This is a genomic window from Candidatus Tisiphia endosymbiont of Hybos culiciformis (assembly GCF_964030975.1).
In the GTDB taxonomy this organism is placed as follows: domain Bacteria; phylum Pseudomonadota; class Alphaproteobacteria; order Rickettsiales; family Rickettsiaceae; genus Tisiphia.
This window is the reverse complement of sequence record NZ_CAXIQH010000001.1, coordinates 380,661-394,017: the sequence shown is the minus strand read 5'-3', so window position 1 is coordinate 394,017 and position 13,357 is coordinate 380,661. Positions and strand designations below refer to the sequence as shown.

Annotated in this window: 11 protein-coding genes; 5 read left to right on the top strand and 6 right to left on the bottom strand. The window is 34.0% G+C overall.

What is annotated here, in order from left to right:
• Positions 1 to 287: 287 nt before the first annotated feature.
• The 3 genes from ACQH2P_RS02105 to ACQH2P_RS02095 all read right to left on the bottom strand — a co-directional run bounded on the left by ACQH2P_RS02105 (position 288) and on the right by ACQH2P_RS02095 (position 5,612).
• Entirely contained in the window at positions 288 to 1,595 is a 1,308-nt protein-coding gene (locus ACQH2P_RS02105) for a DnaA N-terminal domain-containing protein (protein ID WP_425362794.1), read from the bottom strand.
• Positions 1,567 to 2,106, bottom strand: coding sequence for a hypothetical protein (locus tag ACQH2P_RS02100; protein ID WP_425362668.1), 540 nt, complete (start codon positions 2,104 to 2,106; stop codon positions 1,567 to 1,569). Before ACQH2P_RS02100 ends, ACQH2P_RS02105 begins: the two co-directional genes overlap by 29 nt.
• 578 nt (positions 2,107 to 2,684) lie before the next feature.
• Positions 2,685 to 5,612, bottom strand: coding sequence for a hypothetical protein (locus tag ACQH2P_RS02095; RefSeq protein ID WP_425362793.1), 2,928 nt, complete (start codon positions 5,610 to 5,612; stop codon positions 2,685 to 2,687).
• 410 nt (positions 5,613 to 6,022) lie between these two features.
• On the opposite strand from ACQH2P_RS02095, the gene ACQH2P_RS02090 reads away from it, so the two are divergent.
• Both ACQH2P_RS02090 and ACQH2P_RS02085 read left to right on the top strand, forming a co-directional pair.
• A complete protein-coding gene (locus ACQH2P_RS02090; RefSeq protein WP_425362708.1) occupies positions 6,023 to 7,069 on the top strand; it encodes an IS110 family RNA-guided transposase in 1,047 nt (348 codons plus the stop codon).
• A gap of 295 nt (positions 7,070 to 7,364) precedes the next feature.
• Complete coding sequence (locus tag ACQH2P_RS02085; protein WP_425362497.1) at positions 7,365 to 8,588, top strand: IS256 family transposase; 1,224 nt, start codon at positions 7,365 to 7,367, stop codon at positions 8,586 to 8,588.
• Between the two features lie 412 nt (positions 8,589 to 9,000).
• Here ACQH2P_RS02085 and ACQH2P_RS02080 read toward each other — a convergent pair whose 3' ends face one another.
• The gene (locus ACQH2P_RS02080; protein ID WP_425362792.1) at positions 9,001 to 9,126 is read right to left on the bottom strand and encodes a hypothetical protein; all 126 of its coding nucleotides are present in this window, start codon (positions 9,124 to 9,126) and stop codon (positions 9,001 to 9,003) included.
• 121 nt (positions 9,127 to 9,247) lie between these two features.
• Here ACQH2P_RS02080 and ACQH2P_RS02075 point away from each other — a divergent pair, with 121 nt between their 5' ends.
• Entirely contained in the window at positions 9,248 to 10,570 is a 1,323-nt protein-coding gene (locus ACQH2P_RS02075) for an IS5 family transposase (protein ID WP_425362791.1), read from the top strand.
• A gap of 497 nt (positions 10,571 to 11,067) precedes the next feature.
• Here the strand turns inward: ACQH2P_RS02075 and ACQH2P_RS02070 are convergent, their stop codons facing one another.
• The gene (locus tag ACQH2P_RS02070) at positions 11,068 to 11,439 is read right to left on the bottom strand and encodes a hypothetical protein (protein WP_425362790.1); all 372 of its coding nucleotides are present in this window, start codon (positions 11,437 to 11,439) and stop codon (positions 11,068 to 11,070) included.
• A 58-nt stretch (positions 11,440 to 11,497) separates the two neighbouring features.
• Between ACQH2P_RS02070 and ACQH2P_RS02065 the strand changes: the two genes are divergently transcribed.
• Entirely contained in the window at positions 11,498 to 11,887 is a 390-nt protein-coding gene (locus ACQH2P_RS02065; RefSeq protein ID WP_425362660.1) for a hypothetical protein, read from the top strand.
• Positions 11,875 to 12,228, top strand: coding sequence for an IS66 family insertion sequence element accessory protein TnpB (gene tnpB / locus ACQH2P_RS02060; RefSeq protein WP_425362591.1), 354 nt, complete (start codon positions 11,875 to 11,877; stop codon positions 12,226 to 12,228). Before ACQH2P_RS02065 ends, tnpB begins: the two co-directional genes overlap by 13 nt.
• On the opposite strand, the gene ACQH2P_RS02055 is transcribed toward tnpB, so the two are convergent.
• Complete coding sequence (locus ACQH2P_RS02055; RefSeq protein WP_425362670.1) at positions 12,225 to 13,334, bottom strand: IS66 family transposase; 1,110 nt, start codon at positions 13,332 to 13,334, stop codon at positions 12,225 to 12,227. The two genes, tnpB and ACQH2P_RS02055, sit on opposite strands and share 4 nt — an antisense overlap.
• Between the last annotated feature and the right edge of the window lie 23 nt (positions 13,335 to 13,357).

Here is a 13,357-nt window from a genome sequence, read left to right as displayed (position 1 = left end):
ATTTTGTGGGCAATTTTTGCCAAAAAATGTAAAAAAGTGACAAAAACTGCTAAAAATCTCACCAGAATAGCTATAGATGATGAATTTAGGGGTGAACTTCTGCTGTACCAGCAGAAGCTCTACCTTTGTAAGCCGCATTACTCTCATACTTTCCAAATCCTTATAATCTCATATGTGATTTGTATGTACTTTTCAACCTTCAGTAATTGGTTGATTATTATTAACCTCTTTGTAATCATTCTTTTTTCTCGCTAATACAATTAGTCTTTTCTTCGGTTTGCCATAGCTTACAGTCCTGCCATTCTATCGACTTCCATCAACTCAAAAGTAAAATTCTGGCTATTGCAAGCATCTTCCAAAGCTTTTTTGTAATTAGTCCTAATCCAGTGTCCAATAAAGGCAGTGGTTGGTTTGAGAGTGATCTTATTGCAAGTCGTATCTTCTTCAACTGCTTCTAACTTGCTAAACCAGGATTTGTCCAAGTTCTCACCGTATAACTTTAACAAATATTGCCTTATTTTATACCACACTGACTCTGGGTTTAGTCCACTTAGCTCTAAATAATAATCCGATGGAGTTCTTTTGTTAGTAATACGCAATTGCAGAACCTCTTTACCATATACCTCTTGCACTTTATTGAGCAATGTGCATTTATCAGGTTCTGACAAAGAGATGTCTGCTAGATCAATCTTGTATTCATCGTCACATACTCCAAAAAAACTGCAGCTAGTCAGCAATTTATAAGCAGTATTAGGCTCAAAAGCTCCAACAATCTTGCGTTGCAACTGATTCAGTGGTTTAACGCCCTTATTAGCTTCTACCTTCCGCAAATAAGCCTCTCTTGCCTTGGTAGCATTGTCCAGCTTGAAGTTAAAGTTTGGGTTATTAGCTACAGTTGGTGAACGCATTTCATGACGCAAAGTTTTTCTCATGTAATTCAGTACTGCTTGCTTGCAGGGAAAGAGATTTTTAGGAGAGTCCACGCTATGTTTAATCAACAGCTTGTTCATGAAACTCAAATTGAAATCACGACCTGTTCTCCTTCTTAGCCAAGCAGCATCTTCTTCGGTCAATGGATAAAACTCCTTTAGCTCCATAGGTGAATACAAGCCTTTAGCCATTTTAGTAACATCCCTAAGCCACCTAGACAATTTTCCACTAGCTTCTTGCTCAGACTCGCTACCTCCTGAATATCCATCTGTTGAGTCAGAATCTGAATCGGAGTCTGACTTGTCATCAGTTAGAGCTGCATCGCCGGAATTGTCGTCTGTGGAATTGTAGGGTAACGCTTCATTTACTGAGCTTACCGTTACCTTCGTAGGTAAATTCAAACTTTTCTCCTCAGATAACTCAAGCTCTGCTAAGCTTTGTTCACCTGAATTTATCGTTATCTCTGGCGATAAGTTAAAGCTTTGCTCCGTAGTTGACTCAACTTCTGACAAACTTTGTTCACCTCTTTTTTCCGGTACCTCAAGCGGTAAATTAAGGCTTTGCTCCTCAGTTGATTCAGGCTCTGACACACTTTGTCCACAATTTTGTCCACAATTTTTTTTATTTTTTTCGTATCTAGATAATATAGATATATATAGATGCATTTTTTTTTAATTTTTTCTGAGTTGAGTTAGAATTTTCTCCAGGTTGGGTTAAAATATTTTGATAGCTAGACTGGATATTAGTGTGATTAAAGTGATAAGAATTATTATTAGCTTTACGAAAACTTGTAAATTTCTTAAGAAGTTTGATACATAAAATGTTACGGCATTTTATATTATATTTGACCGTAGTAATTAAAGTATGATAAATGAACCCACTTTTTTGCAATTCTGTTAGACATTGTTTAACCCTACTTTGACTAACTCCTAGCTCTTGTTGGAAAAAATGATAGCCTTCTTGTAACTCTTGTGAGTCTTGTGTATTATTATAACGATTAGTTTTCATGCAAGAAACTATCAAAGATAGAAGTTGACGAGAAGTTTTAGTTAATTGCTTACCACAATTATTAGTAAGGTTTCGCCATTCAGGCGGGACGAAATTACCGACTATGTTATAGAAAATAGTATCAGCATTTTCAACTAAACCGTCGGAAAAAGTTAATGATTCTGTCATATTTTTCCCCCTTGCAACAGGGTTAAAAATAGATTTTTTTGTAGGTTAAATTTCAGGATTTGTACATATGGTACACATATGAAATTCTTAGTAAAAATTATAAAGCCCTGGAAGCCTGATAAGGAATGGCGGGGCGTATGGCACATATTGCGAACCTTAAACCAGTTTAGATTGGAGCTTTTACGGATTATTTTAAAGCCTAGTTATTTTAGGAGACTGTTGGATGATGTACAGAGAATTGCTTTATAAACTGAAAGATTTACATAATTTGTAAAGGTAGAGACCGGATTGTTGAAAAAGTATAAGTGGTTAAAATTACACCAATATTTTTACTTTTTAGTAACAATAGGTTTAGTAGCAATGGGTAAAAATACAAAAAAATAATTTTAATTTAATTATCCTTTTAAAATTTTGAACCATTGCTATCATATAAACTTGAATTTGGAATTTTTGAATATCCCTAAATCTTGCTATATTAGAGTTTGTCTGCAAACTAAAATCAAGGTATGATGAAGTGAATAAAGTATTATTATCAAGAAATATAAAATATACTTGTAGCAAAACTGCTTCGCAACCTTTTAGCAGTACAAATCACATTTTAAAACTACATCGCCAAGTAGATTTTTGGTAAATTCTTCATTTACCAGGTCATAATTACAAAAATCAGGCTCTTGCTGTATTCTGGCGATAAAATCTTGTCCCTGAGCAGCAACATTAACAATAGTCTTAATTTTCTCTAAAACCGCAACCTTAAAATTTTCATCATGACTTAGGCTGAATGCATGGTGATAATATTTTTTGGCTTGCTCAAATAAACATATAGACTCAAAATATTCAGCCTGTTTTAGCATTATATCAGGATTTCTTTTATCTTGTTCTAACCATGCTTTAAAACAGGCTTTTATCTCAAATTCATTATTAACTACTTTATAGCAGTCAATCGCCTTAGCATATTCACCCTTGTTTAAAAAAAACTGCCCGAGTTTCTCATATATCTTTGGTTGATAGATATTGGCATCTATAGCTTTTGCATAGTAAACCAATGATGCTTCATTGGCACCATCCTTCTCAGCAATACTAGCTAAGCAACTATAGGCTATAGCCTTAAGATTCTTGCAGGCAGGAGAATCTTGGTAATTTTCCAGATATTCTATAGCTTTACTATAATAATCTGGGTCAGATTGGTTCTCATCAATAGGAAAACTACTAACTTGATACTCAAGATTCTCTGTTACTTTAGTGTGGCAAGCTGTTATTAACTCGGCAATCTTTGCATGTTCAGGTAATTCAGCTTTACAGACAGTAGAGAAAAATTTCACATAGTCATATTGCTGCTGTAAGCAATAACCATAGTCTTGTATCTGATGCTTAAGCTGAGAATTATCAGACTCAGCATATTCAGCAAAAATATCCACTGCTATCTGCAAGATTGTTATGGCATCTGATATACTCTCTATTTGCTTATTAAGTACTTTCTGCAATCTTGATAATAATTCCAGTCCTAGAAAATATTCACCTTCACTATGTTGTTTCAGTTCGTTGTAATTAATTGATGAGGGTACCCAATCTTTGACAAGATTATAATTCTCGGAAAATGCATTGAGTGGATTGACATTTGAACACTGAGTTGCATTACCAATAGCTTTAACTATCACCTCTAATAGTTGATTAAAATTACTACTAGCAGTATTTAACAGATGAGATGAACACTCCATAGCTTTCTTTGAAATAGTTATATTGACCATCTCATCTTTAACGTCAGAATATTTGGATGACTCTTCTATTGCCGCAAGTAAGTCAGGTACAACTAACTCACCTTCTGTAGTTGGTTTATAGAATAGATGTATTGAGCAATTATTAATCAGTGCCTTGTGTTCATCTGTTGCCCTTTGATTATCTGTTAATATTTTATCTATAGAGTTTTTAATATTATCCATATTTTTGTTTGGTGGGACATGGGTAAATATTAAAGATATGCTGCCCTCTATAGACCCAATATCCTTAAAACTTTTTATAAAATTAGATAGTGTTTCAAGGAAATCATTACCTCTTTTACTCCTTAAATCCGATTCATTTACCACCAACACAAATTTTAGCTGCTCTGTAGTTTCAAAGAGCCTTTTAATATAGAATCTGTTAACGATTTCTAGAACAAGCTCAGTATCATTAAAGCCAGGACAATCCCAAATGGTTGTACCTTTAGCAACACATTTATTAGGAATCTTAGTCTCGGAAGCCATTTTATGACCAATGACAATATCAGCAAGTGGTTGCATCGCGTCAATAACAAATTCTTTAATTTCATCATCAAAAATCGCCTGCAACTTTCTTCCAGCAAGGGCGTGAGTGAGTGTACTCTTGCCACTCCCAGTATCACCAACCACCAGCACCCCTTTCTCGACATGTTCTTGCAGGCGGTCGTTACCATCTCGGATTAGATTTGATACTTGTCTGATAGTAGCTTGGTCATCCTTATCAAACTGATCATCTCCACCCTCTACCTCAAATAATTTCACAACCGGTATATTTGGTATATATTCTTTCACTTTTGCCTCCTCTAGTACTTTTAATTTATTAGTCTCCTCTTGTTCTTTAAGCTTTGCCTCTTGCTCAAGTCTTTCAGCCTCTTGTCTGGCTTTTTCAGCTGCCTCTGCTTGTTGTTGCTGTTTTAGCTTGGCAGCCTCTTGTCTGGCTTTATTAGCAAAATCTCTATTAATATTTAGGGCTGTTGCTATCTCCTTCATTATAACATCTCCTATCTGGTTTCCAGAAAGGTCAAGATGAGTAATATAGGGATTAATCTTTAGGAGGTCTGCTAGACCTTTCGCTCCTGCATCTCCTATCTGGTTATAATCAAGTCTAAGAGTAGTAATAGATTGATTATCCTTTAAGCCTTCTGCTAGACCTTTCGCTCCTGCATCTCCTATCTGGTTATACCGAAGGTCAAGAGTAGTAATAGATTGATTATCCTTTAAGCCTTCTGCTAGACCTTTCGCTCCTGCATCTCCTATCTGGTTAGAATTAAGGTAAAGAGTAGTAATAGATTTATTATCCTTTAAGTCTTCTGCTAAATCTTTCGCTCCAGCATCTCCTATCTGGTTATACCGAAGGTCAAGAGTAGTAATAGATTTATTATCCTTTAAGCCTTCTGCTAGACCTTTCGCTCCTGCCTCTCCTATCTTGTTATTATTAAGGTAAAGAGTAGTAATAGATTTATTATCCTTTAAGCCTTCTGCTAGACCTTTCGCTCCTACATCTCCTATCTGGTTATTTTGAAGGTCAAGAGTAGTAATAGATTGATTATCCTTTAAGGCTTCTGCTAGACCTTTCGCTCCTGCATCTCCTATCTGGTTACCCCAAAAGTAAAGCATAGTAATAGATTTATTATCCTTTAAGAGGTTTGCTAGTTCTTTTACTTCCGCATTTCCTATCTGCTTACTACTCAGGTCAAGGGTAGTAATAGAGTTGTTTTTTATTTGTTGTATAATAGTTTGTTCTAATGGCATTTTTTCCTCTCTTTTATTTCGGTCAAAAGTGATCAGTATTTATTAGTTATCAATGAAGTACTGTTATTTCATATGTATCGTTGGCATTAACCTAGTCTTTTAGGTCATATGGCTAACCCGATTATCATTTATTCATAGTAATCTAATGAATGTGGATTGCTTCGACCACTACGTGGTCTCGCAATGACGTTGGGGACTAAAAACCGTCATTGCGAGGAGCTGCTTTAGTAGCGACGAAGTAATCCATTTTTATGTCATACCTGCGAAGGCAGGTATCTTAGATTCCCGCATAAGCGGGAATGATGGTATGGACGAGTGAAGCGAAATATGCTTTACTTGTACGGAGTCTGGTGAAAAATGTTTTTCAGTTGCTCCAAATTAAATAACAATTTAATTAATAGGTCCATACCATGATAAATAATAGCATAGAAAATAGTATAATTGGAATAGATTTAGCAAAAAATATTATGCACTTGGTGCAAGTTGATCAAAATGGCAAAAAAGTCGGTCATCAAAAAGTTAAAAGAGATGAGTTAATAGGATGTTTAAACAATCTCAATAAAAGTTCACTGGTGGTCATGGAAGCATGTGGAGGAGGTAATTATTGGTCGCAAGAAATTAACAAGCTTGATTTGCAAGTTAAGTTGATGAAAACAAAAGATGTAAAAATTTATGCAACATCGAGGCAGAAAAATGATTATAACGATGCCTTAGCAATATGTAAAGCTGCTCGCGATCCAGAGCTAAAAGATGTGTTACCCAAAAGCAAAGAGGAACAAGATATAAAATTTTTGCATAAAATCCGAAGTAATACGATCAGAGATCGAGTACAAAAAACTAATTCTACAATATCAAGTTTATATGAATATGGTTATAATACAAAATTAAGCAAAAATAAATTTTGCAAAGCATGTAAGTCGGAGGTAGAATTAGCGTATATAGAAGGTTATATAACTTCTGGGGTACAGTCAATTTTACTTTTAGAATGTGAAGAAATTGAGAATTTGTGTAACAAAGAAAAAACTTTAGAAAAGCTGATAATCAGTAATAATAAACAGAATGAGAAAGCTATTAGGTTGCAGACAATTTTTGGGATTGGAGCAATCAATGCTAGTTGTTTGAGCGTAGCACCAATGGAAAATTACGCAACCCCGAGGGATTTTTCTGCGTCGCTTGGTTTGGTGCCAAAACAATACACCTCAGGAGATAAGATAGTTTTAGGAGGAATTAGCAAACAAGGTGATAGATATGCTAGAACTATGTTGATTCAAGCTGCAAGAACAATAGCAATAAGAGCCAAAAGCGATAAAGAATCAAAAGATAAGCTAGTTCAGTGGGCAGTGAAGAAATTTGCTGAAAACAAATCATATAATATTATATGTGTTGGTTTAGCGAATAAATTAGCTAGAATAGCTTATGCAGTAGTTACCAATGGCAGCGAGTATGTCGCAAATTAGCGCTGTTGGCAAGAAGGATAATTTATGTCAATTAAGCAAAAGAATGGCAATTGGTAAATATTGCGAGTAAGTTAGTAACAATAAAGAGAACGAAAGTAAAAGAGTTAATGAAATAAGTATTCTGAACAAAATCCGCAATTATGTCGAGGCTCTAGAAGCCGTGGGAATGAGAGGTTACTCAAGGATATTTAGAAGAATGCAGAAACCATTATGGCACTCGATGCGGCTCTGTCCAGAAAAGTGTGTAAATTTCGAGATAGGTTATATATAAAAATATAACAAAAAAGGAAATTACATGAATAAAAAAACAAATGAATCAATAAAGCAAGCAGTAGATTTATTAATAGATAATGATACAGATGTAAGCACAATACTGAAAGAAGGAGGATTATTAAAAGAATTGACCAAACGCTTGATAGAGAAGGCATTGCAGTCAGAATTGAATAATCATCTAGGCTATGATAAATACAGTCGTGTAGATAATGATAATGCTCGTAATGGTATAACTAGCAAAAAACTGATCTCCGAACATGGAGCGGTTGAGATAGAAGTACCAAGAGATAGGCGTAGTACCTTTGAACCAGCAATACTACCGAAAAGACAAAAACGTTTTGATGGTTTTGATGATAAAGTCTTATCATTATATGCTAAAGGTATGAGTGTATCTGATATTAAGGTTCAATTACAAGAGTTGTATAGTGTTGAAATAAGTGAGAGTTTAATCAGTCAGATCACCGATGATGTAATGGATGATGTAAAAGCTTGGCAGAGTAGACCGTTAGAAGAGATATATCCGATAGTATTTTTTGATTGTTTAGTAGTAAAAGTTAGGCAAGACAAAAGGATAATTAACAAGGCAATATATGTTGCATTAGGGATTGATTTATCTGGTAGAAAAGATATATTGGGATTATGGATCAGTGAAAATGAAGGGGCAAAATTTTGGCTTGGTAATTTTACTGAAATGAAAAATAGAGGATTAAAGGATATACTGATTGCCTGTAGTGATAATCTTACTGGTATGTCTGAGGCGATAGAAGCAGTTTATCCAAAAACAGAACATCAATTATGTATTGTACATCAGATTAGAAATAGTTTAAAATACGTATCATATAAAGATAGGAAGCAGGTGGCTAGCGATTTAAAGCCGATATATACTGCAGCAACGGAAGAACAAGCACATTTAGCTTTAGTATATTTTGAAGAAAAATGGAATAAACAATATCCACAAATTGCCAAATCATGGTATAATCATTGGGATAATTTAATGATTTTTCTAGGATATCCAGAGGCAATTAGAAAGGTAATTTATACCACTAATTCAGTTGAATCTGTTAATAGTCAATTGCGTAAAGTAACAAATAATAAGCGTGTTTTCCCTAGTGATAGTGCTGTTTTTAAAAGCTTATATTTGACAATTGACTATATGACCAAAAAATGGACTATGCCTATTCCCAACTGGAATGAAGCTATGGCTCATTTGATGATCAAATTTGAAGATAGGCTTAACAAAATTTAATGACCTATTTTGGAAATTTACACACTTTTCTGGACAGAGCCCTCGATGCCGAATATATGACCGCTTCCTTTGTGGCTCTATTTTTTATTTTCTTTATTGACAAATTCACTCGTCCATATATGACATAGGAGTCCACGGAAATGACAACTTACATTGCTTCGTCGCCCTACTAAATTGTCTCCTCGCAATGACTTTTTTTAGACTTACACGATTCTTCATTACTATAAATAAATTTTAATAACTTTATTATTAAAATTATATAGTATTAAAATATTTTAATATGTAAAGTATTTTTGCAAAAAATTTGTGGGAATATAAAATTTAGTGGCAATTATGCAATGATTACATAATTAGTTGTGGATTGTAACTAGCTGTTGTTAAAAGAGCGGTTTTATAATTGAAACTATAAAGTTCATATAGCTATAGTGAAACCTATTGAATTAGGTGATACAAACTTTGTGTCATACCTGCGAAAGCAGGCATCTAGATTCCCGCCTTCGCGGGAATGACATCTTACAATCGTTATGTTCTTTATCACCTAGTCTCCCCGTCAAAAGTCTAGAAGGATAATATATAATATGGTTAGCGGGTAAAAATATCTAGATAATCCATAAGAAAATGCTATAATATTGGCAGAAACCTTATGGATTGTATGAATTATGCCGATAGAAGATATAATAAAATCCCAAAAACAAGGACAGCTTTTTGGTTATAAATTGACCGAAGAATTAAACCCTAATAACAAGTTATATAAATTAAGATCGTTAATAAATTGGACTGTTTTAGAGGAATGGTTATTGACAAATGTTAATATCAAGAAATTTGGTAGGAATCGCAGATGTCACAGGTTATTACTTGGAGTAACTATGCTGCAAGCGATGTATAACCTGTCAGATGCTGCAGCTGAAGAAGAGCTGAGAGAGAACGTATATTGGCAATATTTTTGTGGTTGGGAATATTTGCAGAAAGATGCTGAGATATCAGAAGCTAGTATACGAAGGTTTCGTGCTATATTAGGGGAAGAAGGATATAATGAGATATTAAAAGAATTAACAAGAATTGGTTGCAAAGTCGGAGTGCTTAAAAAAAAAGACTTAGCATCGATAATCGTTGATACTACAGTACAAATTAAGAATATTAAGTATCCTCATGATGTGTATTTGATGGATAAGGCAAGAATAGAGCTAGTAAAGTTATGTCATACTTTAGGCATTAAGTTACATGAGACATATGCCAAGCAATATAAAAAAGACATAGTAAAATTATGGAAATATAAGGATAATAGTAAAGCCAAAAAACGTAAGAAGGTAATGCAACATTTAAAGATATTGCTGGGTCGTTTAATAAGAATATCTCAGCGAGAAATAGCAAAAACAAAGTTAAGTTTGTCATTAAAGCAGCAAGAAATACTAAATAAGATTAAAAAGATTCAGGCACAATCTATACTGAGTAAAGCAGAGAAAGAGCGATATAAGGAGGATAATAAAGTATTATATAGTTTTCACGCACCGGAGGTAGAGTGCATAGGTAAAGGGAAATTAAACAAACCCTATGAGTTTGGTAACAAGGTTTCGATAGCAGTAAGTGGTCGAGGTAATTTTGTATTAGCGGCCAAATCATTTCATGGCAATCCATATGATGGTCATACATTATCGCAGACTGTAGAGGTTGTAAAGAAATTAACAGGAGTGGGAATAGCCAGGACATTTGTTGATTTAGGCTATAAGGGGAATAATTTTAAAGAAAAAGACAAGGTGTATAGCCCATATTGCAAGAAGAAGCTATCCTCAGATGATAAGGCAATGATCAAGAGAAGAAGTGCTATAGAGCCGATAATAGGACACCTTAAGCATTATGGTAGAGTTGGCAGAAATTACTTAAAAGGAGTAATAGGAGATATAATAAATCCGTTAATTTCCGCTGTAGGATTGAACTTACGGTGTATTGCTAATCACCTGCTCAAAACAAATTTTTCTACATAAAAATTAGCAAATAAAGAAAATTAATCAAACGATTACAAAATCGTTAACAAAACGTCATGCAAAAATTTTCTAAAAATCATCTTTTTATATCAAAAAATTACATCAGAACAATTAAACTCTAAAATTTTATACAAAAATTTTTTGCTAAGGTGCTAATTTTTGAATTTTTTGCACTTTTGACGGGGAGACCACCTAATCCTATAGGCATAACTATAGCTCTATTAGTGAGGAGGGAGTAACAGATGAGACAATGGTAAATCTAAAAACGTCATTGCGAGGAGTAGCATTGCTACGACGAAGCAATCCATTTCTAATCATTTTTATGTATTGCTTCGTCGCTACTAAAGTAGCTCCCCGCAATGACGGTGGTACCCTTGTTGATAAAACTATTTGTGGGTAAAAGTAAGGCTAAAATACTTGGGAGATTGTCTATGGTTTAACACTATTCTAACAAATACAAAAACCTGAATAATAATAAAAATTATCTTAGTATTTCTTCAGATTTTTGTAATTTCTTCCTTTTTAATTAAGGTAACTTGTTCAATAATATCAAGGTCAACCCCTGCTTGAAGTAATTTTTGTGCTATATTTAATCTATCGTCCTTTTGTTTCTGTAAAAATATTTCTGTAATCTTCTCCAAATTCTCAATCCTTATATCGGGCAAATCCATTACTTTAGGTCGAATCTCCTTAATATTAGCAGGAATAGTGATACTATAATTCATGCCTTTATCTTGGTTATCATTGACCTTAAAATTCCCATAGTGGGCATCTATAATATTTAAGCACTCAAAAAAAGTTAGTTCATCATTCTGTCTGAAAGTTGGAGTGAAAATCAATTTAAGTGTATACTTGCAGCAAAACTGCATAACTCTATCTAATTTTTTTGTTAGTATAAAATTTATTTTATAAATTTGGGTTCCTACTATGCAAATACCATCAATTACTATTGAGCAAGTAGCTCAGCAATTTAAAGCCTGGCGTCAAACTAAAACTAACAAGTTTGATCCCATACCAAACCATCTAAAGGAATTAGTTCGCCAGCTACTCCATCACTATTCTTGCAAAGATATAGCCAAACATCTCAATATTAATAAAACAATAATTAGTTCAATTCAACGTATACTTGCAGCAAAACTGCAACAAGATATTAATTTCCTTCCATTTCAACTAGTAAATTCTATAGATACTGATCCTGTGGCTACTCCCAAACAAAATTACTACACTTGCCACATTATTAAACCAAATGGTACCAAGCTTATTATCCAAACATTGGATCCAAAAATCATAATTCAGACATTTCTATGCTGCAACTAACCCCTCAGTCAGTTATTTTTGTTGCCACTATTGCCATCGACTTTCGTAAGGGTATCGATGGTTTAATAGCTGTTTGCAGACAAAAACTTTCTTCCAACCCTCTTAATGGTTCCTTGTTTTTATTCTATAATAAAAACAGAACTGCCATTAAAATTTTGTCCTTTGATGGTCAAGGCTTTTGGTTATGCTCTAAACGCCTATCCAAAGGTAAATTTACGGCAAAACTTTCCCCATCTGATAATTCATCTTATCAGATTTGTTATAGAACCTTACACATTCTTATTCATAATGGTGATCCTAGTTCTGCCAAACTCTCTAATGATTGGCTTCCTGTCATTTAAGCTGCCGTCTCGATTAATTCCGTATTATTTATATATCTTGCATAGGCAAAAGGCGTATAATTCGTAGGATGCTTCTTTGCTTTGCTGCTCTGCTCTTGCAGCCAATTTAAATATTTAAAGGCATTGATCTCGTTCTCACTACAAGTCTTTACTATACTATACAGACCACTATGTATCTCAGCACTATTGATTGTTTTAAAGAATAATGAATTCTTCCTTTGTAAAATAATGGTACGTAGTGACCTCTCAGCCCAATTATTATCAAGACTGCTAACTGGAATTTTCAAAAATTGCGTCAAACCTTCTTTATTATTTAACCAATATTTCATAGCTTGCCCAAACCTACTATTAGGCTCAACTTTCTTGTCGTTAAATAATTCGTCTATTTTGTTATATATGTTTTCTATATATTTACTGCTATGTTCCTGATGGTACTTCAGCTTTTCCTCAAGGCTCATCTCTTTACATTGATGTTCATTATGGTAAATCCCACCAGTCTGTTTGAGAAAATATCCGCATTCTTCAGGGTAATATGGTTCATTCTCTGTAAATTTTCTCTGCCCATGTGACAAACAATTGATCATCACTATTATTGCCAGTAATTCTTTATCTGCTTCTGATAATACCGGGTTATTATTGTTACTTGCATCAGTCATTAAATGAATAGAATCAGTCCTATTCTTACGATTCTTTAGTACGTTACCAATATTTTCCCCGCCATGCTTATTACCGGTAAAATATAAAACTATCACCTCATTATTTGTAGTTTTAGCACATATAGTAGTGGTATAACAGCTGCGTCCTTTCTTATTTTGAGTACGTAATTTTTTATTGGCTACAGTAATTTCTAAAATCCTGGCTCTAGTATCATCAAGGTTCAGTGAACTACATTCGGCAGCCATTTCCAATAATACCCTGTAAATTTCAGCTCCACCACCTTCTTGCCAAACATCTAAATATTGTTGCCACAACGAGCTATGGGATACAGGAACCCCGCTTAAACTTTGCAACCTAGATAAACGATAGAAGGGAGTACCGTAGGTCTTTTGTAACACTATTGCACTTTTGCTACTATTTGTCCATTTGTTGATATTTTTATTGTTCATAACTGTATAATCGCAAGCATTAT

Coding starts and splice junctions, on each gene's coding strand:
- ACQH2P_RS02100 (WP_425362668.1), bottom strand. CDS start 2,106: ATGACAGAATCATTAACTTTTTCCGACGGTTTAGTTGAAAATGCTGAT.
- ACQH2P_RS02065 (WP_425362660.1), top strand. CDS start 11,498: ATGCAAATACCATCAATTACTATTGAGCAAGTAGCTCAGCAATTTAAA.
- ACQH2P_RS02070 (WP_425362790.1), bottom strand. CDS start 11,439: ATGCAGTTTTGCTGCAAGTATACACTTAAATTGATTTTCACTCCAACT.
- tnpB (WP_425362591.1), top strand. CDS start 11,875: ATGCTGCAACTAACCCCTCAGTCAGTTATTTTTGTTGCCACTATTGCC.
- ACQH2P_RS02095 (WP_425362793.1), bottom strand. CDS start 5,612: ATGCCATTAGAACAAACTATTATACAACAAATAAAAAACAACTCTATT.
- ACQH2P_RS02085 (WP_425362497.1), top strand. CDS start 7,365: ATGAATAAAAAAACAAATGAATCAATAAAGCAAGCAGTAGATTTATTA.
- ACQH2P_RS02055 (WP_425362670.1), bottom strand. CDS start 13,334: ATGAACAATAAAAATATCAACAAATGGACAAATAGTAGCAAAAGTGCA.
- ACQH2P_RS02090 (WP_425362708.1), top strand. CDS start 6,023: ATGATAAATAATAGCATAGAAAATAGTATAATTGGAATAGATTTAGCA.
- ACQH2P_RS02075 (WP_425362791.1), top strand. CDS start 9,248: ATGCCGATAGAAGATATAATAAAATCCCAAAAACAAGGACAGCTTTTT.
- ACQH2P_RS02105 (WP_425362794.1), bottom strand. CDS start 1,595: ATGCATCTATATATATCTATATTATCTAGATACGAAAAAAATAAAAAA.